This is a genomic window from Litchfieldia alkalitelluris (genome assembly GCF_002019645.1).
Lineage (GTDB): Bacteria > Bacillota > Bacilli > Bacillales > Bacillaceae_L > Litchfieldia > Litchfieldia alkalitelluris.
On sequence record NZ_KV917374.1, the window covers coordinates 3,013,463 to 3,035,280 of the forward strand.

Genomic DNA, 21,818 nt, shown 5'->3' on the forward strand with positions numbered 1-21,818 from the left:
AAGCTATGAAGTTTATCCAATTTAATGATAAAAAAATAGATTCCTTTTTATTCATGCAGCTATCTGATTTAGCGAAGACCTTAGCTAAGCAGGACAATTTAGTGGTTGAGTTTGGATTTAGATCATATTATGATCCGATTGATTCTAAAATAATCTTGAGCCATTTTTGGGATAATAGATCGTTCGAGGAAAGAGTTCATGGTCTAAAAACCGATGTTTTTTTAAGAAGTGTAGGAAGTAAAAAATATACTGATTATCAATCTGTTTCTAAGTTTATAGACTTTACAAAGAAAACGTCACTACCAAGCTTTGCAAAGCAACTCTTCATGATTGCAGAGGATTTAAGACTTGAAGAACTTTGCAAAAAAGATAGGCCAGGTACATTAATTCCTTTTAAGACAAGAAATAAAGTCTATCGGAAGTATTTCAAAGATCAGCTGAATGTAAACTTAGTAAAAAGTGTACAAACTGATGCTTTATTTAATTCTATATTTATATTATTAACTTCCACTTCACCTCTAGAGGAGATACCATCGATTAAGAAAGAGATTGATTCTTTATTCCCATTCTTGCGTTCAGAGTTAACTAAGTACTATGAAACAACTTCAACGAATGATGTGATTAAGTTAACCGCGGGTATTATCGAAGTTTTAGAAGAAGTATTAGAAAACGATATGTTAAATATTTATTTTCACCTCCCAGAACTGGAATATGATGAATTATTCTCACAGAATTTCGACGATTTGAAAAGAAAAAACAAATTAAAAAATGACGATTCATTGGATGATGTTAAAAAAGGCGACGAAGATGTTCATGACGATGTATTACCTACTTGGCATCAAGAAACCAGTACGCCAACAAAAAGCTTTTTGCAATTTGATTTAGAACAAGGAACTCAAACCAATTTACTGGGTGAGTCAGCAAGAGAGGGCGATGCAGGAGACCAAGCACTTGGAATCGTTCAAGGATCATCCAAGAAAAGTAAACGAAGCGACTTTTCCAAAGTTGAAGCGTTAGAGGTACAGCATGATCCTCTAGAAGGAAAAGGCCAGGAGCAATACGGAAAAGAAAATAAATTTGCAAAACCAATAATGATTGATGCTCGGATTCCTAAGAGTCATGAAATTGAACAGTATTTTGAACATAAGGCGAAAATTGCTCCATACCAAAAAAAGCTAAAACAAATGATTATGAAAACTCTGGAGCATAAAAAGATTCAACCAAGAGGTAACCTGCATTTCGGTAGATTAAGTAAGAAATTGCTTCCACTATTAACAGACGAAAATCCAAGGTTGTTTTATAAAAAGAATGAAACTTCTCCAGAAATTGATGCAGTGTTTACTTTATTGGTTGATTGCTCTGCTTCAATGCATGACAAAATGGAGCAAACAAAGCTTGGAATCACTCTTTTCCATGAAGCATTAAAAGCTGTTCGTGTTCCACATAAAATCACAGGGTTTTGGGAGGATACGAACGACGCGACTGAAACGTATCAACCTAATTATTTTCATCATTCAATAGATTTCCATACCTCACTACAAGCTAAAACTGGGCCTGAAATTATGCAACTTCAACCAGAAGAGGACAATAGAGATGGTTTTTCAATCAGGCTAATGACAGAGGAACTAGTGAAAAAAAGAAGTGAAAAACAAAAGTTTTTACTTGTCTTTTCTGATGGAGAACCTGCAGCATTTAGTTATGAACAAAACGGCATAGTTGATACACATGAAGCCGTCTTAGAAGCAAGAAAACAAGGTATCGAAGTCATGAATGTCTTCTTAGCCAATGGAGAAATTGATGAAGGGCAGAAGAATACCATTCAGAATATATATGGAAAATACAGTATTCTCGTTAAAAATATTGATGAACTTCCCGATATTTTATTTCCATTACTGAAAAAATTATTGTTGAAGAGTCTCTAGGACTAATACCTATAACCTACACTAGGTGTATTACTGTTTTTTAGTTGAACAGAAGTATGAATCACTTTAAGCCTTCATATGATTGAATATGCAATTATAGGGAGGGTATGAAATATGGGAGGAAACGGACAAGTTCAAGGAGATAATATTTCTTCGTTAATTTCTGAAAAACAATTAGAACGCTTCTTTTATTTAAGTGAATTAGAAAAACAAATCGATAAAGAAATGAAAGACTTAAAAAAGATCTTTCATCAACATTTTGATCAGATGGTTGGGAATGATCAAAAATCAGAACTTATTATAGGAGAATACAAGATACAAAGGCACATTAGGGTGTCAGAAGGATACGATAATGAAAAAGCCGTAAATCGATTAGAGGAAAAAAATCTACTTGATTGTATCCAAGTGACAAGAAAACCTGACGTAGATAAAATTGAAGCAGCAATCACATTAGGTTTGTTAGATATAAGTGAGATAGAAGATTGTAAACAGAGAAAACTTGCTAAAGCCATTACTGTAAGAAAACTATAAATACTTTATAATATCAAGCTTACTCACTAGGGTAAGCTTTTTTCTTTCTTATTTAGGGATAAATAATTTTTTGTAACAAATAATTACAATAGCCAAACAAATAGAAAGGAAGTATCTAACTATGTTACAACCGACAGTTGCAAGTCTTATGTTAAATCAATTAGAAGCATGGGGTGTACAGAGAATTTATGGAGTTGTTGGAGATGCGATTTTAGGTTTAATGGACGCTATTGGGAAACAAAAATCTATTCAATTTATAGCAGTAAAACATGAGTCAGTTGCTGCAATGATGGCTTCTGCAGAAGCAAAACTAACAGGAAATATAGGTGTCTGTGCAGCTACAATGGGACCTGGATTAGGAAATTTATTAAATGGTTTGGGTGATGCCTATTTAGATAAAGCACCTGTCTTAGCAATTACTGGACAAGCACCAACAACTAAAATTGGTACTGATTATAAGCAGTATATAGACCAACAAGAGTTTATTAAACCGCTTGCTTTATATACATCTCTTGCTACACACCCAGATTCAATATCGGATCTCCTAGTAAAAGCAATTCATACATCTGTTTCTCAAGGTGCTGTTAGTCATTTGTCTGTTCCAAAAGATTTATTTACAATGCAAACCAAGGCAAAGGTTATTGAAAAGCCTTTAGTAATCAAAGGTGTACCAAGTTTAAATGAATCTCAAAATATTAAAGAAATAAGTAACATCATGAATAATGCCAAACATCCAATGATACTCTGTGGAGATGGAGCCATTAATTCGACGAATCTAATAACTAATTTATCATTAGCCTGGGGGGCAGGTATCCTTGTTAGTCTAGGTGCGAAAGGTTATTTCGATCATTCTACAAAAACTCTTTTAGGGGGCATTGGCCAAGGTGGTAATCCTTACGCAAAAGAGCTTTTCGAGAATTCAGATGTCGTTTTACTTGTGGGTGATACTTGGTGGCCAGAAGGATATGTTCCAAAAAACGCATTAGTCATTCAAATAGATATGACAGAAGAAAATATTGGTAAAGGTATTCCAGTCAAGTACGGTGTAGTCGGTATGGCTGAAGAAATCTTACCAGAAATAATAAAGGCCATCCCTCAAGAACGAAAAAATGAAAATTGGTTAGATAAAATTATGAAAGCTAAAGAGAAATGGAATAAAGATAATGAAAAAGAAAGAACAAGAAATGACCAGCCACTTCATCCTGCACGAATAGTTAGAGCTATTGAAGAAAATGTAAATGAAGATGCCATTTTATCAATTGATACTGGGGATGTTACAGTTTGGATGAATCGAAATTTTCAGCCTACAAATCAGACATTTCTTTTTTCTGGGAAATGGCGGACAATGGGATTTGGCTTACCTGGAGCACTTGCAGCTAAACTAATATATCCAGATAAACAAGTAGTTGCTGTTGTAGGTGATGGGGGAATTGAGATGACACTAGCCGACTTGTTAACGGCAGTTCGGTATGAATTAGATATCACAGTTATTATTTTTAATAATCATGCGCTGCAAATGGAAAAAGATAAAATGATTGTTGGAGGATATGAACAAGAGGGTGTGGGCTTAACCAATCCCAATTTTGCTACTATTGCCGAAGCTTGTGGGTGGAAGGGTTACAATATAAGCAGTGAAAATGAGCTTAATCAAGTCATCTCTGAAGCGATTAGTGTATCTAGTCCAACTCTTATTTCCATTGATACGGCAGCGATTGTTCATCCTGAAACAAAGAGTTAGTTTTTAATAGTAAGTAAAAAGGTCGAGAACACTAAAATGCATTAGGTTCTTGACCTTTGATCATTATTTTTCATTTAACATTTCATATACTTCTTTGTCTAGTTTTTTAGCCAAGTCTTCATTATATGTCTTTACATATTCTGGTTCAGACGTAATTTTTCCACCGTAGAAAATCACGTCTTCATACGACTCAACTTTTACTGTTACGACACGATACTTCATTGTTTTTTCAATAATCTCAGAAACAGAAGCAGTTCCTTTTATAGAATAACAGCTTCCAGCTCCAATTACACCAAGAGTAATTTCAGGGTTTGCTTGGATATTTGAGACACTGGTACCTTTATGCCCTAAGGCAAACTTAATCACTTCTCCACCTTCATGCGCTACAAGCCATGACACAATACTTAAATGAGGTTTGTTAGTGTCAGCATCCATAGTCACCAATGATACAATTTTTTCTCCCTGTAATAAATCTACAAGCTCTTGACTAAGTTTTTCTTGATTACCTTTACTCAATCTTTTTCCTCCTCTTTCTTTCTAAGAAGTTTTCATATAAACTATATAAAGTATATACTACATACAAACTGAAATAAAATGATTGGCTCAAGTTATTTCCTGAATAGAGAAAATTTGGGTCGTCTAATCTAGGAAACAAATATTATATTAAGAGGTGTATTTATGATTCATCAATCTTGGAATAACACAAAATCAATCAAACAGGTTAAATGTATACATACTGATGCGGCTAAATACCTGGTAAATCGTGTGTTAACAAAAGGTCAAACGTATGAAGTGAAAAATGAAACAGATGAGTTTTTTTTCATCATTGACAACACCGGTAAAATAGGTGGTTTTTATAAAGACTATTTTGAAGAAATGAAATAAGTAAAAGAAACCTGAAGTGCCATATATACATAAAAAATAAGTAGCCTTTTGGCTACTTATTTTATTCTATACCCTTGATATTCAGAAATTAACTCCGAAAGATATGATGCTTCTTCTTCCTTAAAGTATAAGAGCACTTTTTCTTCGGTTTCTTCACCGTTTTCCTTCGCGATCGTATTTCGATAAATCACTCCGTCACCAGTTTCTTGATCAATACCTAGCTTATAATAAATTGAGTAATTAGCTTGTACGTCAGGACTGTTGTCTTCTATATGAATATACTTATCGTTTGTAATCCACTCAATATGATCTTCGTTTTCTGGGAATTCAGGATCGTCAAAATCATCATCAATACCAATATTATCGATTAATTCGTCTGCAAAAACCTCATCAACGAATTCATCATCTTCAAAATCCTCATCATCAATGATGCCATTTAATTCATCAATCTCATCTAAGTAATCATGAAATGATGCATGAATATAGCTCAACATTTGATCCAGGTTCGCAAATAACACCTTGGCATGAAGCTCAGCTTCATCATCAAAGTGATATGAATAAAATTCCTGATTAATTGGATCAAAAAAAACATTACAAAATTCATCTGCTTCACCGTCTGAATCTACGGAGAAATTAAATGAAGGATGTTGTTCAGTTGTATCTGTATCAAATAAAATATCAACCTCATCAAATCCTTCACATAAATCAGGTAGGCTAATTCTAACAGCATTTTCCATCCGGGCAAACCATTCAAGTCCCATATTTATGCACCTCACTTTTATTATTTTCCATTCTATTGTTTCCTAAGTTGTTAAAAGTTAATCGTTATAAGACTCAACATTTTACTAGTTCATTTTTTTTGATATGATGATAAAGGTAACGTAAGGGAGGTACCAGATGGAATTCAATCATACAATTTTTGAAAAAGCTAAAGAATTTATTATAATTTGTTATCATGAACTTAATTTGATAGATCTCATTGAAACAAGACTAGATGAAATTTACAAAGAGATAAAAGTTAGTGGGAGCTATCATCATACATTTGAAGAGCTTGAATACGGTGCGAAAATGGCTTGGCGGAATAGCAACAGGTGTATTGGTCGTCTTTTTTGGAATTCACTTACAGTGTTTGATCAACGAGAGGCTAATAGTGAAAAAGAGATTTTTAACGCGTTATCTAGTCATCTTAAATTCGCGACGAATAATGGAAAAATACGCCCTACAATTACAATTTTTCGTCAGGATTTAGATGAAGTAAATCGAATACATATTTGGAATCATCAATTAGTAAGGTATGCAGGGTATGAAACGGAGTTCGGGGTTTTAGGAGACCCTGCCTCAATTCAATTAACTAAAAAATGTGAAGAACTTGGATGGAAAGGGAAGGGTACTCCATTTGATATTCTTCCAGTCATTATAGAAATCGATAGTAATGGTCCAAAGTTATTTGAACATTCATTAGAAAATGTACTCGAGGTAGAACTTGAGCATCCTGATTATACATGGTTTAAAGAGCTACAACTAAAATGGTATGCCGTACCGTTTATTTCAGACATGGTGTTATCAATTGGTGGGATAAAATATAGTGCTGCACCATTCAATGGATGGTACATGGGAACTGAAATAGGAGCTAGGAATCTTGCAGATGTAAACAGATATAATCTTTTACCGAGAGTAGCAGAACGATTAGGGTTAAATCTCCAATCGAATTCTTCATTATGGAAAGATCGTGCACTAGTTGAATTGAATTTAGCGGTATTACATTCTTATAAGTTGTCTGGTGTTAGTATTGTTGATCATCATACTGCCGCACAACAGTTTGCTCATTTTGAAAACAATGAAAAAAATGCTGGTCGGAAACTAACAGGCGATTGGTCTTGGTTAATTCCACCAATCTCACCAGCAACCACACATATTTTTTACAATAATTATGATAACACAAGAGTAAACCCAAACTTTTATCACAAAAAAACCAGTCCTTTTTAGAGTAGACCCAATTCTAATAAAAACTCGCACCATGGAAAATGAAAAGGGTTGGTAGCTTGTTTGGAATGAGCGAAGGTCACTCGACTCCTGCAGGATCTAGCGGTCTCGGGAGACCCCACAAGAGCCTGCGAAGAGGAGGCTTCCGGACAGCCCTGCGGAAAGCGAGTGAACTGCAGCGAATGGAATTCAGACGCTAAGTATTTTTAGGGTGGATATTTGTGAAAATTTGACTTTAGGTAACAATTTATAGTACCATTATATACAGTAACTATATTCTGATAAATTCACTTGTTATAAAGAGTTATCAACCAGGTACTCTTTATAATATGTGAATTTTTCATTTAGGAGTGATCAGTAATGGCATTTGGAAGAAAACCTGAAGTAGAAATTATCAAAGAAGATCTTAAAGTGTGGGAATGCTCTTCAGAGGAATGTAATTGTTGGGTAAGAGATAATTTCAAGAGCAGTGGAGAAGAGCCTACTTGTCCAATCTGTAGTTCTGAAATGGTATCAACAACTAAGAACTTACAGGTTATTCAAAATCATGCCAGTGCAAAATAAATCACTCTGTGTATAAAGTGAAAGGGTAACTTAACTTAACATGAGAAAAAATGTCTCTAAATGAGACATCACAATCATGAATAAGATAAGTTATCCTTTACTTTTAGCACAGACTTTAATCTACTACAATATAAGCAATCATTGGTCCGTTATTTGATGGATCCTGATGCGCTTCACAAATTAATCTGTAAATTCCTTCTTTTTCAAACTTGAGTGTTATTATCGTTTCTTCTCCTTTTTTCACTGTTCCTTTAATATCGGTTCCCTCAATTCTAAATGGATGTTCATGGCCATTAACACCAAAAATACTAAGTGTAACCTCCTGCCCCTGAGGCACTTGGATTGTCCCAGGATCCCAACGATATGATTCTATTTCCTTGCCATCCTTTGTAGTTGTTTTAAATTCACCAGTTACCATGTGAATGCTAAAATTCTTTGCTTGTTCCTGTTCCTGTGACAGGGCTGGGACTGTATATTGATTTAAGAAAAAGCTACCTGCTAGAATAATTGCTATAAAAAAGATTGAAAATAGCCACCTTTTTTTAATAAAAATGAATTGCATAGTAATCCTCCTTCATGGTTTATTATCCTTACATGTATATGCACAGGTCTGTACATAACTTGTCTATATTTTTCGAAAATTTATGATTATCTTAAATGAGTGTTAAAATAGAGGAAATATTTTTGATTGAGGTGCAAAGATTGATGGTAGAATTGTCTAAGAAAATGAAGCATTTTCAGGTAGGAGTTTTTAATGAACTAGCAAATTTAAAAACAAAACATATAAAAGAGGGCAAGGAATTAATAGATTTAAGTATAGGGAGTCCCGATCTTCCACCAGCAGATTTTATTAAACAAGAACTAATAGAAAAGTCGCAAGACGCCTCTAATTATCAATATGCTTTAAAAGGGATCGATCAATTAAATGAAGCAATATGTAAGTACTACTCAAAAAAATATAATGTTGAACTTCAAAACGATACTGAAGTTTCAGTAGTGATGGGTTCACAGGATGGTTTAGTACATTTACCGATGGTTCTTACTAACCCGGGGGATATTATATTAGTACCCGATCCTGGATACACGGCATATGCGGCAGGTATCGCTCTCGCTGATGCGATTCCTTATAAAATGTTATTAAATAAAGAGCGAAATTATCTACCTTCTTTAGCAGATATACCCGAAGAGGTAGCGCAAAAGGCCAAGTTAATGATACTTAATTATCCAGGGAATCCTGTTCCTGCAGTTGGAAGTTATGAATTTTTTCAAGAGGTAGTTGAATTTGCAAGGCGTTATAACATAGTCGTCATCCATGATTTTGCGTACTCTGAGCTTTACTACACAAAAGATAAGCCTATTAGTTTTCTTTCAGTACCAGGTGCAAAAGAGATAGGAGTGGAGTTCAATTCATTATCAAAAAGTTTTAATATGGCAGGATGTAGAATTGGATATGTGATAGGAAATCAAACAGTTATCTCGGCATTAAAAGCATTGAAGTCAAATCTAGACTATGGAGTGTTTCTTCCCATCCAATATGCTGCGGTGAGGGCGTTAGATGACGAAAGTGATTTTAGTGAAGAGCTAAGAAATATCTATAAAAATAGAAGAGATATACTTGTTAATGGCTTAAATGAACTTGGCTGGGATATTCAAAGGCCTAAAGCATCAATGTTTCTATGGGCTAAAGTCCCTGATGGTTACACTTCAACTAGCTTTACGTATGAATTGGTCGAGAGAGCAGGAGTGGTAGTAACCCCTGGAAATGCATTTGGAGAGAATGGTGAAGATTTCGTTAGAATAGCGCTTGTTCAACCAGAAGCAATACTAGAGTTAGCCGTTGAAAAAATTAGGAACTCAGGGTTATTTTAAGATTATTTATATATATAAGTTGCTAGTTATAAGTCCTGATGAAGATAGATACAATAACGTATCAAAGCTAGTTAAATATTCGTATTTTAATATACAATCAAAACTTTATGTCTTAAAAAAAGAAGATGACTCCTTAAAAGGGGAGTCATCTCGATCTTACTATTCAAAACTCTTTTCTAATTCATCAATCAAACTACCTACATAAGCTACAGCTTTTCGGATTGCATCTGGTTTAGACATATCAACCCCAGCATCTTTCATTAATTCAAGAGGCTTTTTTGTACCACCTGCTTTTAATACTTCAAGCCAGCGGTCAATGACTGGTTGACCTTGTTCCTTCATTAATTGATGTACAGCAGTAGATGCTGTTAAACCTGCAGAATATGTATATGGATATAAGCCCATATAATAATGTGGTTGACGCATCCATGTTAATGATGCTCCTTCATCAATAACTACAGAATCTCCCCAGAATGTGGAAAGAACCTCTTGTTTTTGCTTTGTTAACGTAGAAGCAGTTAAAGGACTTCCAGCTTCAGCTAACTGATAAACTCGACGCTGATATTCGCCTTCAAGTAAATGTGTTACAAAGTTATGGTAATACGTGCCTAATAGTTGCAGAATCACCCAACGCTTCATTCTAGGATCAGTTGTTTTAGATAAAATGTGCTCACCTAGTAATAATTCATTCATTGTTGATGGCGCTTCTACAAAATAAGTAGAAGGTCTAGTATTAAAAATGCGTTGATGGCTGTTAGCTAAATAGAAATGCCCAGCATGTCCTAGTTCATGAGCTAAGATGAATGCTCCTCTCATTGTATCTGTCCAAGTAATTAAGATAAATGGATGTGAACCATATGGGCTTGCACAGAATGCCCCTGTAGATTTACCAGCGTTTTCAGCAAGATCAACCCAACGCTCAGTTAAACCTTTTTTCATAATATCTAGGTACTCTGGTCCCATGACTTCTAATGATTCTAGAATCACTTGACTTGCTTCCTCATAAGTAGTCTGAGGATTGAAATCAGGATCTAAAGGTGCTTTTAAATCACAGAAATGAAGTTCATCTAATCCTAGAACACGCTGTTTTAAGTTAGCGAATCTTCTCATATGTGGAGCTAGTTCATTATAAATAATATCAATTTGATTATTATACATCTCTGTAGTTACTTGTTGAGAATGTAGAAGCATTTCTGTAACAGAGCCATAGTTTCTTAATTTAGAAATAGCTACTTGCTTTTTAACCTCAGTTGCGTACGCAGCAGCAAACGTATTTTTATAGCTTTGTAATGTATTACTAAAAGATTCAAATGCATTTCTTCTGACGGTTGCATTGGTTGAAAGTTCATAACGATCTTCAAACAGGGCAAAAGAAAGGGGAAGTTCCTCACCATTTTCATCTTTAAAAGCTGAGAATGTCATATCAGCTGCCTTGCTATTTTGGTAAATCATATATGGTGAATTATGAACTTCACTAAGAGCTGCAAGAGCTTCTTCAGTTTCAGGTGATAGGGTATAGGCTTTTTTGTCTAGAAGTTCTTCTAGATAAATCTTAAATACCGCTAATTCTTTATTTTCATCTATGTATTTTGAAATAACTTCTGTAGGTAAAGCTAGTATTTCTGAATCAACAAATGATAATGAAGCACTAATTTTAGATAATACAGAAGCAACCCTTGAAGCATTTCCTTGATTTTCTGGGTTTGTTGCATCTTCTGAGAATCGCAAATTAGCATAAGTGGCTACATGAACAATTCTTTTCTGAAGTTCTTCACGAGCTAAAAGACAGTCTAACAATTCGCTAGAACCTTGTCCAAGTGTTCCTTTGTACCTTGTCACATTTGTCACATCTTCTTGAATCGATTTTAATGCTAGTTCCCATTCCTCGTTATTTAGAAATAAATCTTCAAGTTTCCATGTTAGGTGCGCAGGAATCTCAGATCTTTGTGTAAGCTTGCTTAATACTTTTGTCATTTAAAGAGCTCCTTTCAAGCTAAATATTTCGATTATCTAAATATTATAAATCATTGAAAAGAATTTGAATATCATTTTTTAAATTATTCACAAAAAAGAGACGGGGGAAACCGTCTCTTTGAGTTAAGCAGCTTTTTTATTCGACTTAAACTTTGTTACTTCAGCTTTTTTACTTTGATAGTAATACCAGTTTAAAATAAACGAGATCACATAGAATGCGATGAAGACGTACAATGCATTAATCGGACTACCAGTGTTTTCAGCTGCCCAACCTAAAAGTTTTGGTATTAAAAAAGATCCGTATGCAGCGAATGCGGCCGTAAATCCAAGAACAGGTGCTGCTTCTTTTGCTGGAAAAATAAACGGTATCATTTGGAAAGTAGAACCAGAACCAATACCTGCAGCAATGAATAAAATCAAGAATGATGTTAAGAAACCTGCAAAGTTTTGTTGAAGGGTGAAATAAATAACTGAAATAGCACCTAATCCCATGACAACAAACACGTAAGCAGTTATTCTTTCACCACCAAATTTATCGGAGATCCAGCCTCCAACCGGGCGTGCTGCTGCTGCTAAAAATGCACCTAAAAATGCAAGTGGTACATATTGAGGAAACAACGTTTTTAGTAAAAGTGGAAAAGCAGCTGAGTATCCGATAAAGGAACCAAACGTTGCAACATATAACCAAGTCATAATCCAAGTGTGTTTTCTTTTCACAATAACAAATTGTTCAGATACAGATTGTTTGTTATTTGGAAGATTATCCATTCCGAAATAAGCAATGACTGTCATAATAAGAATAGGGATAACCCAGATAAACGCTGCATTTTGTAACCAAATTTGACTTCCATCAGGTAATACCTGACCACTTCCACCCATAAAGGCAAAAGTGCTAGTTGTAATAATTAGTGGTGTAACAAATTGCACAACGGAAACACCCATATTACCCAAACCACCATTAATTCCAAGCCCAGTACCTTTTTCTTTCTTTGGAAAGAAAAAACTAATATTTGCTGATGATGAACAGAAATTCCCCCCACCAAGCCCACATAGAGCAGCAAGTAGTAACATCACTGAATATGGAGTGTCAGGATTTTGAACTGCAATCCCAATACCCATTGCTGGTAGTGCAAGAATACCAGTAGCAAAAACGGTCCAGTTTCTTCCACCGAATTTACCTACCCCAAAAGTATAAACAAAACGTAATGTTGCACCAACAAGACCTGGAATGGCTGCTAGTGTGAATAATTCTTCAGATGTAAATTGAAAACCAATATCGTTTAAGCGAACTGCAACAACGGACCATATTTGCCAAACAATGAATGCAAGCATCAAAGAAGGGACAGAAATCCACAGGTTTCTTCGAGCATGCTTTCGACCTTCCTTTTCCCAAAAATGAGGATCTTCCGGATGCCAATGTGTAATACGTGCCATAACTTTTTCCCCCAGTGTTTAAATTCTAAATTAATTTTAATTAGTAATTTCTGTATCACTAATATCACATTTTTCATTCTGTTCAGTTGTGACCTTAATCACATGCGATAATGAAAATTAGATTTAACACAAGGGGATGTCATAAAGTTGTAACTTTTTTCAAACTCAGAATCTAGAAAGCGTATTCTTCGGCGAAAGTTTGATGTTTAACTACATAAATGAACAAAAAATGTAAAATAAAAAAGCTAACACGATGGTTAGCTTGTGATTAATTATTAATTGTTTCTTTTTCTTGTTTTTCTTTGTTAACAGATTTCTTCTGACTTGGTTTTGACAACATTCCGTAAAAAAATGTGGTTGAAACCTTTAAACTCGTTTCTAATTTTTCTAACAGATGAGCGAATCTTTCATATACAATAGACTTTAGGTTATCCAACTGTCTAGACATTTTCTGAGTCAATGCTTCTTGTTGTTCTATCTTTTCCATTATTGTTTTATGAAAGGCTTCCTGAAGTTGTAGCTTTTCATTAAGCTGAGCATAAAGAGTTTCATGTTGAGATAATTGTTGAACAAGCTCTCTATTTTGTTCTTCAAAATTCTTAAGGTTTGAAGTTATTGTTTGAGTGGATTTGTCTTGAAATGTTAATTGATCGATAATAGCTTGATTAATTAGTGATTCTTGTTCGATATTTTTGGCTAAATCTTTATTAAATAAATCTACTTTATCGAAACGTTCAATTATTTTTAAATAATTTTCGTCTTGCTGATTTATTTTTTCAAGTAATGGAATGATAAAACTTTCTTGTTCCTCTAGTTTGCTTGTTAAAACTTTGAGATAGTCCAGTTGTTCAGACCTAGATTGAGTGACTGTCGAATTAACATCTTGCAACCCAGAAGATAGTTCTTTATTTAAATTTTGTTGTTTTTTCCATAGTTCATTTAAATAATTTAAATGATATGAGCTTTGATTTGTGTCAACATCAATTGACTGATGGAATAACTTAGGTTTATTATCCTCATTTTGAATTATACCCAATAATAACACTCCTTTTAAGCAAGATAATAGCTGATTTTTAATCATTTATAACAGTCTATGATGGGATTCAACTATGTGTTTCCGCTTTTGTTATGTGAGGAGGTCAGAAAGGTAAAATCAACGAAAAATACAACTTTATCCCAAGTCAAAAAAATTATCCTCGTCTTTTGAATAGCCATATTAAAGTTTATTTGAAATTTTTATATTAATGATATAAAAATAAAACAGTTTTTCTTTATACTTCACCTGATTAAATCCCTAAATTTAAATAACCGTCATCTTTCCAAAGATTGGAGAATTTAACATAAAATTAATTATAGAACTTCGACCCATCGGAAAATGAAAACAGATAAATAACTCCAATATGGTAACACTAAAAAATGTAACCACGAAAGGAAGGGATGCAAATGTCATTAGAATGGTTTGACCGAGTTAGTGGGGAACTTCAAGATCATTTAGATTCTATTTGTGATAAGTACGATCAAGTAGGTCAAATGTCTATTGATCGAGGTGCAAAACATCCAAGAATTGAGTTTTTTGTCGAAACAGAAGACCATGACCGAGAATATTTTTGTAGCTTGTTTTTCGATCCGCATAATGAAGAATTTTATGTTGAAACATATGATATTGATCTTCAGCAAGAATCGCGTACCATCCTTACAGACATAGAAGATATCGTGGATTGTGTACATGAAAGTTTTCATGAGTATATGGATGAAGATGAAGATGATGATGATTATGTACTTGCTGATTATGATGATGAAAACTTTGAAGGTAACGAAGAAATATACTTAGACGATGATGTAACCAATGAAGTATTTGAATCAATTGATGTAGAGTGGACAACACCAGAAGTTACAGCGTATGCTCATGAAGATGAGGTAGAGGTAACGTACCAATTTGGAATTGTTCAAGATACAGGTGACGGAGTTATCAGAAGAGTAAATCGTGTTGTAACAACCGATGAAGAATTAATTGAAGATGAATCTAATTTTATCTTTAGCAAAGAAGAGGCTAGCACAATTATTGCGCTAATTGCCACGCATATGGATTCACTAAGCGACTTTGACTTTGACATGATTGACGGCTAAAATATACTTAAACAAACGAATCATACTAAATAGTATGATTCGTTTTATTGTTTGGTCTAATTAAGTAAAACTTTGTTGCTTTTAAACAGTCATAGAAACCACTATGAAATAGCGGAGAGGCATCCAAAACCCTAACTCTATTGTAAATTAACAGCTATTTCACTTATATAATTGTTCGATAGCAACAAACTTTCAGAAAAGAGCCATTGGTTTAGAGGGGGAAAATATGAGATTAATCACTACTCAAGTATATATTAAAATGAACAGGGTTATCGAAGAGAATCAACAAAAAAACATTGCCCACCAACAGGTAATAGAACTTTATGAGGATAGGATTTCTACGAATGAAAACAGTTTTTTATTGTCTGAGGTATTAGACATTTCCTATAAATCTAGTTCAACAAACTTCGGCACCTTATATTTACATACAAATCAAGGCTTATTTCCATATCATATCGAAACGGAACCTGGTACCTTTCTAGTAGAATTTAAAAAGTTAAAACATAACTATTCTTAGCAGCTGAATGGATTCAGCTGTTATTTTTCATTTGAATTATCAGAAATATCTGTTGATTTAATTTAAAAAATCGTATAAGCTTAGAAACAATAAATTTTTTGGAGGGAGACTTAATGGAGAAACATAAAGAAAAAATGAAAAATTTGATTAATGTAGCTGCAAAAAGAGAAAAAGCTGATCTAGTAATAAAAAATGGTCAATTAATTGATGTGTTCAACCATGATATACTTCAAGGTGATTTGGCTATCTCTGATGGAGTCATTGTTGGGATTGGAGAATATGAAGGTAACTACGAACTTGATGCAAATGGTAAATTTATCTGTCCCTCCTTTATTGATAGTCATGTCCATATTGAATCATCTATGGTCACCCCTTCTGAGTTTGCAAAGGTAGTTGTTCCACATGGTGTAACTTCGGTGATCGCAGATCCGCATGAGATTGCAAATGTATCAGGTATAAAAGGGATAAAGTTTATGTTAGATTCCTCTGAAAAACTACCACTCAATGTCTATATGATGCTACCTTCTTGTGTTCCAGCAACCCTATTCGAAAATGCAGGTGCTGTCTTACTTGCTGAAGATTTAAAGCCTATATATGAACATCCGAGAGTAGTAGGTTTAGGTGAAGTCATGGATTTCCCCTCAGTTGCACATGCAAGTGAGGAGATGTTACAGAAACTATTGGACGCATCAAGTAATGGGAAGAAAATAGATGGCCATGCTGCAGGACTTAGTGAAACCGACATAAATATATATACTTCAGTAGGAATCAAGACAGATCATGAAGCAGTAACTGCTGAAGAGGCAAAATTAAGACTGCAACGTGGGATGTACTTACTAATAAGACAAGGCTCTGTTGCAAAGGATTTAGAAAAGCTAATTAGTGTAGTAACTGAACGAAATTCTAGAAGGTGTCTTTTCTGTACAGATGATAAACATATCGATGATTTACTTTATGAAGGTAGTATTGATCATAATGTAAGATTAGCTATTAAATCAGGTATTTCTCCTATTACAGCAATCCAAATGGCATCCATCAATGCGGCGGAATGTTATGGATTATCTAAAAAAGGAGCAATAGCACCTGGCTATGATGCAGATTTTTTAATTTTAAATGAGTTAGAGACCTTAGATATAGATAAGGTGTATTCACATGGAACCTTAGTAGCAAGCGCAGGAGAATATATCGAATCTAAAGAGATAAACGTTGCTGATTATTTAGCATTGACTGAGAGTATACAAATAAAAAAACTTACCAAAGAAGACTTATCCATTCCTATTCAAGAAAATTCAACCGCTAATATTATAGAAATAATTCCTAATAGTTTACTAACTAACCACCTTATTGATACGGTCCTCACAAGCAATGGCTATTTTCAACCTTCAATAAAAAAAGATCACTTAAAATTACTTTTAGCCGAAAGACATTCAGGTAAGGGTAACGTCGGACTTGGAATAGTAAAAGGGCTAAAACTACAAAGTGGTGCAATAGCCACTACCATTGCACATGACTCCCATAATTTAATAGCAGCTGGTACAAATGATGAAGATCTTTTGATGGCTGTTGATGTTATTCGAGAAATAGGTGGTGGATTAGTCGTGGTTGAAAATCAACAAGTTCTTGCAACCCTTCCTTTATCAATTTCTGGAATTTTATCTGAACATGACTATAACACAGTAAATGAACAATTGAGTCTTATTCATAACGCCTTATCTAATATAGGTGCTTCATCTGAATTCAACCCGTTTTTAACATTGTCATTCTTAGCACTTCCAGTCATTCCGCGCTTAAAACTAACTGATTTAGGGCTATTCGATGTAACAAATTTCAAACATATCAATTTAACAAACTAAAAAAGAACGTTCGAATTAATTCACACATTCGAACGTTCTTTAAATTTCATAAAAATTTAATACCGAAAAATGAAAATAGTGAACTTACTAAGTGTGGAATGAGTGAAGAGCCACTAGATTCCTGCTGGATATAAGGGCATAGTGAGACCCCGCAGGAGCCAAAAGTGACGAGGAGGCTCATCGTCCCGCCCGCGGAAAGCAAGTGGATCGCAGCGATTGGCACTCAACTACCTAAGGTGTTTTCAGTGTATACAAAATTAACTATCTCTATAATTTAGTTATTGTAATATTTAACTAAAAATTCTAAAAATATTTATGCATCATAAACAATGACAAAACAACATTAAACATTTAAGATGTAATAACATCACACTCTATGTTATAAAATGTAACATGAGTTAAAAGAGTTGTTAGAAAACATGTATGTTATGAAGGGATTGTTATTTTATGAAGATTTTGATTAAAAATGCTGAAATAATTACTATGAATGGTGAAAATAACATCATTTATGGTGATTTGTTAATTGAAAATGACAAAATCAAGGAAATAGCAACCCAAATATCAGATTTTAATGTAGATAAAATCATTGACGCTAAGGGTAGAACTGTCATTCCAGGATTTGTTCATACACATATACATTTATGTCAGACCGTTTTCAGAGGGCAGGCGGATGACCTTGAATTGATGGATTGGTTGGCTAAAAAAATATGGCCACTTGAGGCTTCCCATGATGAGGAATCAATCTATTATTCAGCGATGCTTGGTATTGGAGAACTAATACAAAGTGGGACTACTTCCATTATTGATATGGAAACAGTACATCATACAGAGTCAGCATTCAGAGCTATTGCTGAGAGTGGAATAAGAGCAATTTCTGGTAAAGTAATGATGGACCATGGAAGTGGAGTTCCAGAGAGATTATTAGAAACAACAAAGAATTCAATAGATGAGAGTGTGACACTTCTCGAAAAATGGAACAATTTTGATGACGGAAGAATCAAATATGCGTTTTCACCAAGGTTTGTGGTCTCATGTACTGAAAATCTTTTAACGCAAATTCGGGATTTGTCTTCTCATTATGATGTTAAAGTACACACACATGCATCTGAAAATCTAGGTGAGATTGAAATTGTTGAGAAAGAACGCGGTATGAGAAATATCGTTTACCTAGATCATATCGGGCTCGCTAATCCTCGCCTCATTTTAGCTCACTGTGTGTGGCTAGATGAAGAGGAAAAAAGAATACTTAAAGATAGAGGCGTTAAAGTTAGTCATTGTCCAGGTTCGAACTTAAAGCTAGCTTCTGGTATTGCCGAAATTCCAGATTTATTAAAAAGGGAAATTTCCCTAAGTATTGGAGCTGATGGTGCACCATGTAATAATAATTTGGATATGTTCCATGAGATGAGACTTGCTGCGATCATCCAAAAACCTTTTCATGGTCCAACCGTAATGAACGCTGAACAAGTATTAAGAATGGCGACAATGGGTGGAGCAAAAGCAATGGGACTTGAAGAAGAAATTGGAAGTCTTGAAGTAGGTAAAAAAGCAGATATCGTTATTTTAAATTTAAATGACTTCCATGTTTATCCAAATGTTGATGTTGATCCTATTTCAAGGGTTGTATATTCTGCAACGAGGGCTGATGTTGAAACAACAATTATAAATGGGAAAATTGTCATGGAAAATAGGATTATGAAAACAATGAACAAAGACTTTGTTTTAAATGAATCGAACAAGACTATTAAACGTCTATTAAAACGGGCCACAACTTTGGTTAAAGCTTAATAACAAAGGTGTAAAGAGTGTAAATCAAGAGGAGGTGCCGTATGTACGATCATTACTCTATTTTAAAAGAAGCATGTTCAAGCACTGCAGGATTTCTAGCTACTATTATTAAGGTAGAAGGTTCTTCATATCAAAAAGAAGGAACTTCAATGGTGATTAACCATGATGGAAAAAGAGTAGGGCTGTTAAGTGGAGGATGCTTGGAAACGGATTTAGTTGAAAGAATAAAACAATTGGATACTAAAACAACCTCCTTCTTTACAATCTATGACATGAGGTCTGAGGATGATTTAACATGGGGGCAAGGAGTAGGGTGTAATGGTTCAATTCATGTATTAGTAGAGAAGCTAACTGCAGAATTAAAAAACTTATTTAATAACTTGCTAGCCAAAATTGATCAAGGTAGGGTAGTTAAATTAGTTCGCGAGATATCACTAGATGCTTCTTATGTGAATTATCATTTTTCTATAGAAAATGAGATGGATAATGTTGATAATCCCACACCAAAAACAGGAATCAATTTGAGCATTTCTTTAGACTCAAAGGCAACCTCCTATGATTACACACAAATCTTTCAATCCAGACCTAACTTATACGTGTTTGGCGCCGGACCCGACTCCATTCCACTTGTTGAGCTTGCTGCGAGTGCTGGATTTAATGTGACTGTTTGTGATTGGCGGGAGGGTTATTGTAATAAAGAAAATTTCCCTAAAGCACATAGGCTTATGGTTGGTAATCTTTATGAACAGGTAAATAAACTAAATCCTAAGCCTTCAGACTTTGTTGTTATAATGACTCATCATTTTCAAAAGGATTATGAGTTGACCACCTATTTACTGCAAAAAAAATTAAAGTACTTGGGGATTTTGGGATCATTAGATCGCTCAACTAGACTACTTAAAGGATTTACTGTACCTGAATGGGTTTCTTTCCCTGTCGGATTACAGATAGGAGCCAAGGGACCGTACGAAATTGCTATATCTATACTTGCAGAAATCATTAAGTATAAAAATATAAACGAAGTGAATCAATTGGTGAGTAATTAATGAACGATAAAATTGTCGGTATATATCTTGCTGCTGGAAAGAGTACTCGAATGGGAACAGATAAGAAATCCCTTGAATTAGGGAATTCTTCTTTGGGTAGTTTCGCACTCCACACAATTCTTAGTTCTCCTATTTTTAAAACATTTGTTGTAACACAAAAGGATGATAAGCTGTCATGGCTACACCCTTCTTTTTTTTATCATGAGAACTGTAAGAAGTGGGAACCTGTATATACTCATGAATTTCATCATGGGCAATCTTATTCGTTAAAAGCCGGGTTAAGTGCTGCTCAAAAAGTAGAACCCAAGGCTTATATGATATTCCTTGCAGACCAACCTTTTATCTCTCAGCAAATCATTCAAAAGATAGTTGATGAATACAATCAGATCACAAAAGATAAAGAGGCGACTAGTGTTGATTTTATAGGCTCTTATAGTGATGGATCTGTTAAGCCACCGATTCTTTTTTTAGATCATGTTTTACCAGATCTTCTAACACTAAAGGGTGATTTAGGAGCACGTAAATTAATTGCGAATGGGACTCTAAAAGGGAAATTAATATCATTTGATGAATCAGTCATGTTTTTAGATGTTGACACTGAAGAGGATTATTTATCAGCAAAAAGAGTGAAACCAAACATCTTCATACCAAGAATCAAGCAGTATTAAGAAAGGGGGAATAAAGTGGATGGAAACAGAAAACACAGTCGTCACATTACCTGAAGTGTTAATACCTAATAATATAAAAGAGTTATGGGCATTAAAACAAATCAAAAGTTCTTCGGTGATAATAGCTGGTGGTACCCTTATTCAAGTGCAATGGGAAACCGGTGAGTCAGTGCCCTCTTCATTAATAAGTATTGAATCTATCAAAGACCTAACTGGAATTTCTGTGATCAATAATGAAGAAGGTAAATTTATTAAGATAGGTACATTAACAAGGTTAGCAGAATGTATAACTGATATGACACTTCTTATTCATGCCCCAATATTAGCTGAGGCATGTAAGAATATTGCAGCTCCGGCAGTTCGTAATCGAGGAACGGTTGGTGGGAATATTTGCAGTGGGTTGGGAGATGCAATTCCTGTCTTGTTATGTTTAGATTCTTTAGTAGAATATTATGACGGAAACGGATATACAACGACCTCACTAAATGCTTGGTTAAGTAATAAATTGCAGGCAAAGGGTTGTATATTAACGGCTATTCTTATACCCATTCAGGAAAAAATTTTAAATAACACTTACTTCTATGAAAAAGTTGGAAGAAGGGAAGCTTTCAATGTTGCATTAATTAGTCTTTCAATTATTTGTTATAAAGATAGTAAATCTAAAGCAAATGAGATAAGGATTTGCATTGGTGGTGGTAACCATAATCCGCAGAGACTAGAGAAAACTGAGAACTTCCTTAAAAATACTGATTTTGAAAAAGACCTTAATTTAGCAATTTTGTATGAATTGATTTATAACGAAATAGATTCATATACAGATGCTTTCTCAACAGCCAATTATCGCAAACTTGTCGGAACTAATCTTATATTATCATATATAACAGAACAATTTTGTTCTAAAGGAAGGGTGATTTAAGAA

The 21,818-nt window shown here is 34.3% G+C and carries 20 protein-coding genes; 14 read left to right on the plus strand and 6 right to left on the minus strand.

Features of this window, described 5'->3' with window-relative positions; translation table 11 throughout:
* Nucleotides 1-5 precede the first annotated feature (5 nt).
* The 3 genes from BK579_RS14040 to BK579_RS14050 all read left to right on the plus strand — a co-directional run bounded on the left by BK579_RS14040 (nucleotide 6) and on the right by BK579_RS14050 (nucleotide 4,191).
* Nucleotides 6-1,922: a vWA domain-containing protein gene (locus BK579_RS14040; protein WP_078546456.1), complete on the plus strand. Its 1,917-nt coding sequence runs from the start codon at nucleotides 6-8 to the stop codon at nucleotides 1,920-1,922.
* 114 nt (nucleotides 1,923-2,036) lie between these two features.
* On the plus strand, nucleotides 2,037-2,453 hold the full coding sequence (locus tag BK579_RS14045) for a hypothetical protein (protein WP_078546458.1): 417 nt from the start codon (nucleotides 2,037-2,039) through the stop codon (nucleotides 2,451-2,453).
* A gap of 121 nt (nucleotides 2,454-2,574) precedes the next feature.
* Nucleotides 2,575-4,191 carry a thiamine pyrophosphate-binding protein gene (locus tag BK579_RS14050; protein ID WP_078546460.1) on the plus strand — a complete coding sequence of 539 codons (1,617 nt, stop codon included), beginning with the start codon at nucleotides 2,575-2,577 and terminating at the stop codon, nucleotides 4,189-4,191.
* A 63-nt stretch (nucleotides 4,192-4,254) separates the two neighbouring features.
* Here BK579_RS14050 and BK579_RS14055 read toward each other — a convergent pair whose 3' ends face one another.
* The gene (locus tag BK579_RS14055; protein ID WP_078546461.1) at nucleotides 4,255-4,707 is read right to left on the minus strand and encodes a pyridoxamine 5'-phosphate oxidase family protein; all 453 of its coding nucleotides are present in this window, start codon (nucleotides 4,705-4,707) and stop codon (nucleotides 4,255-4,257) included.
* Nucleotides 4,708-4,869: 162 nt separating this feature from the next.
* Here BK579_RS14055 and BK579_RS14060 point away from each other — a divergent pair, with 162 nt between their 5' ends.
* Nucleotides 4,870-5,076, plus strand: a complete 207-nt coding sequence (locus tag BK579_RS14060) for a DUF6501 family protein (RefSeq protein ID WP_078546463.1) — start codon at nucleotides 4,870-4,872, stop codon at nucleotides 5,074-5,076.
* A gap of 56 nt (nucleotides 5,077-5,132) precedes the next feature.
* Here BK579_RS14060 and BK579_RS14065 read toward each other — a convergent pair whose 3' ends face one another.
* Nucleotides 5,133-5,837, minus strand: coding sequence for a hypothetical protein (locus tag BK579_RS14065; RefSeq protein WP_078546465.1), 705 nt, complete (start codon nucleotides 5,835-5,837; stop codon nucleotides 5,133-5,135).
* Between the two features lie 136 nt (nucleotides 5,838-5,973).
* On the opposite strand from BK579_RS14065, the gene BK579_RS14070 reads away from it, so the two are divergent.
* Both BK579_RS14070 and BK579_RS14075 read left to right on the plus strand, forming a co-directional pair.
* Nucleotides 5,974-7,062, plus strand: coding sequence for a nitric oxide synthase oxygenase (locus BK579_RS14070; RefSeq protein ID WP_078546466.1), 1,089 nt, complete (start codon nucleotides 5,974-5,976; stop codon nucleotides 7,060-7,062).
* 357 nt (nucleotides 7,063-7,419) lie between these two features.
* Complete coding sequence (locus tag BK579_RS14075) at nucleotides 7,420-7,623, plus strand: cold-shock protein (protein ID WP_078546468.1); 204 nt, start codon at nucleotides 7,420-7,422, stop codon at nucleotides 7,621-7,623.
* Nucleotides 7,624-7,738: 115 nt separating this feature from the next.
* Here BK579_RS14075 and BK579_RS14080 read toward each other — a convergent pair whose 3' ends face one another.
* The gene (locus BK579_RS14080) at nucleotides 7,739-8,185 is read right to left on the minus strand and encodes a cupredoxin domain-containing protein (RefSeq protein ID WP_078546470.1); all 447 of its coding nucleotides are present in this window, start codon (nucleotides 8,183-8,185) and stop codon (nucleotides 7,739-7,741) included.
* A gap of 140 nt (nucleotides 8,186-8,325) precedes the next feature.
* On the opposite strand from BK579_RS14080, the gene BK579_RS14085 reads away from it, so the two are divergent.
* Complete coding sequence (locus tag BK579_RS14085) at nucleotides 8,326-9,492, plus strand: LL-diaminopimelate aminotransferase (protein WP_139365194.1); 1,167 nt, start codon at nucleotides 8,326-8,328, stop codon at nucleotides 9,490-9,492.
* Nucleotides 9,493-9,651: 159 nt separating this feature from the next.
* Here BK579_RS14085 and pepF read toward each other — a convergent pair whose 3' ends face one another.
* The 3 genes from pepF to BK579_RS14100 all read right to left on the minus strand — a co-directional run bounded on the left by pepF (nucleotide 9,652) and on the right by BK579_RS14100 (nucleotide 13,936).
* Nucleotides 9,652-11,466: an oligoendopeptidase F gene (gene pepF, locus BK579_RS14090; RefSeq protein WP_078546471.1), complete on the minus strand. Its 1,815-nt coding sequence runs from the start codon at nucleotides 11,464-11,466 to the stop codon at nucleotides 9,652-9,654.
* A gap of 123 nt (nucleotides 11,467-11,589) precedes the next feature.
* Entirely contained in the window at nucleotides 11,590-12,900 is a 1,311-nt protein-coding gene (locus BK579_RS14095) for an MFS transporter (RefSeq protein ID WP_078546472.1), read from the minus strand.
* Nucleotides 12,901-13,168: 268 nt separating this feature from the next.
* The gene (locus tag BK579_RS14100; protein WP_078546473.1) at nucleotides 13,169-13,936 is read right to left on the minus strand and encodes a hypothetical protein; all 768 of its coding nucleotides are present in this window, start codon (nucleotides 13,934-13,936) and stop codon (nucleotides 13,169-13,171) included.
* 407 nt (nucleotides 13,937-14,343) lie between these two features.
* Between BK579_RS14100 and BK579_RS14105 the strand changes: the two genes are divergently transcribed.
* From BK579_RS14105 to BK579_RS14135, 7 genes are all read left to right on the plus strand, one after another.
* The gene (locus BK579_RS14105) at nucleotides 14,344-15,027 is read left to right on the plus strand and encodes a hypothetical protein (protein WP_078546474.1); all 684 of its coding nucleotides are present in this window, start codon (nucleotides 14,344-14,346) and stop codon (nucleotides 15,025-15,027) included.
* 226 nt (nucleotides 15,028-15,253) lie between these two features.
* Entirely contained in the window at nucleotides 15,254-15,544 is a 291-nt protein-coding gene (locus BK579_RS14110) for a hypothetical protein (RefSeq protein ID WP_078546475.1), read from the plus strand.
* A 113-nt stretch (nucleotides 15,545-15,657) separates the two neighbouring features.
* The gene (gene ade, locus BK579_RS14115; protein WP_407936247.1) at nucleotides 15,658-17,397 is read left to right on the plus strand and encodes an adenine deaminase; all 1,740 of its coding nucleotides are present in this window, start codon (nucleotides 15,658-15,660) and stop codon (nucleotides 17,395-17,397) included.
* Nucleotides 17,398-17,844: 447 nt separating this feature from the next.
* The gene (locus BK579_RS14120; RefSeq protein ID WP_078546476.1) at nucleotides 17,845-19,185 is read left to right on the plus strand and encodes a 5'-deoxyadenosine deaminase; all 1,341 of its coding nucleotides are present in this window, start codon (nucleotides 17,845-17,847) and stop codon (nucleotides 19,183-19,185) included.
* A 41-nt stretch (nucleotides 19,186-19,226) separates the two neighbouring features.
* Nucleotides 19,227-20,231 (plus strand): XdhC family protein, encoded by a 1,005-nt coding sequence (locus BK579_RS14125; protein WP_078546477.1) that lies wholly within the window; start codon nucleotides 19,227-19,229, stop codon nucleotides 20,229-20,231.
* Nucleotides 20,231-20,899, plus strand: a complete 669-nt coding sequence (locus tag BK579_RS14130; protein ID WP_078546479.1) for a nucleotidyltransferase family protein — start codon at nucleotides 20,231-20,233, stop codon at nucleotides 20,897-20,899. Before BK579_RS14125 ends, BK579_RS14130 begins: the two co-directional genes overlap by 1 nt.
* A 19-nt stretch (nucleotides 20,900-20,918) precedes the next feature.
* Nucleotides 20,919-21,815 carry an FAD binding domain-containing protein gene (locus BK579_RS14135; RefSeq protein ID WP_078546481.1) on the plus strand — a complete coding sequence of 299 codons (897 nt, stop codon included), beginning with the start codon at nucleotides 20,919-20,921 and terminating at the stop codon, nucleotides 21,813-21,815.
* Nucleotides 21,816-21,818: the final 3 nt, after the last annotated feature.

Bases quoted from the DNA above. Each gene is read 5' to 3' on its own strand.
- BK579_RS14120 (WP_078546476.1), top strand. From the start codon at position 17,845: ATGAAGATTTTGATTAAAAATGCTGAAATAATTACTATGAATGGTGAA.
- BK579_RS14080 (WP_078546470.1), bottom strand. From the start codon at position 8,185: ATGCAATTCATTTTTATTAAAAAAAGGTGGCTATTTTCAATCTTTTTT.
- BK579_RS14050 (WP_078546460.1), top strand. From the start codon at position 2,575: ATGTTACAACCGACAGTTGCAAGTCTTATGTTAAATCAATTAGAAGCA.
- BK579_RS14045 (WP_078546458.1), top strand. From the start codon at position 2,037: ATGGGAGGAAACGGACAAGTTCAAGGAGATAATATTTCTTCGTTAATT.
- BK579_RS14040 (WP_078546456.1), top strand. From the start codon at position 6: ATGAAGTTTATCCAATTTAATGATAAAAAAATAGATTCCTTTTTATTC.
- BK579_RS14060 (WP_078546463.1), top strand. From the start codon at position 4,870: ATGATTCATCAATCTTGGAATAACACAAAATCAATCAAACAGGTTAAA.
- BK579_RS14095 (WP_078546472.1), bottom strand. From the start codon at position 12,900: ATGGCACGTATTACACATTGGCATCCGGAAGATCCTCATTTTTGGGAA.
- BK579_RS14110 (WP_078546475.1), top strand. From the start codon at position 15,254: ATGAGATTAATCACTACTCAAGTATATATTAAAATGAACAGGGTTATC.
- ade (WP_407936247.1), top strand. From the start codon at position 15,658: ATGGAGAAACATAAAGAAAAAATGAAAAATTTGATTAATGTAGCTGCA.
- BK579_RS14130 (WP_078546479.1), top strand. From the start codon at position 20,231: ATGAACGATAAAATTGTCGGTATATATCTTGCTGCTGGAAAGAGTACT.
- BK579_RS14135 (WP_078546481.1), top strand. From the start codon at position 20,919: ATGGAAACAGAAAACACAGTCGTCACATTACCTGAAGTGTTAATACCT.
- BK579_RS14125 (WP_078546477.1), top strand. From the start codon at position 19,227: ATGTACGATCATTACTCTATTTTAAAAGAAGCATGTTCAAGCACTGCA.
- pepF (WP_078546471.1), bottom strand. From the start codon at position 11,466: ATGACAAAAGTATTAAGCAAGCTTACACAAAGATCTGAGATTCCTGCG.
- BK579_RS14105 (WP_078546474.1), top strand. From the start codon at position 14,344: ATGTCATTAGAATGGTTTGACCGAGTTAGTGGGGAACTTCAAGATCAT.
- BK579_RS14075 (WP_078546468.1), top strand. From the start codon at position 7,420: ATGGCATTTGGAAGAAAACCTGAAGTAGAAATTATCAAAGAAGATCTT.
- BK579_RS14065 (WP_078546465.1), bottom strand. From the start codon at position 5,837: ATGGGACTTGAATGGTTTGCCCGGATGGAAAATGCTGTTAGAATTAGC.
- BK579_RS14070 (WP_078546466.1), top strand. From the start codon at position 5,974: ATGGAATTCAATCATACAATTTTTGAAAAAGCTAAAGAATTTATTATA.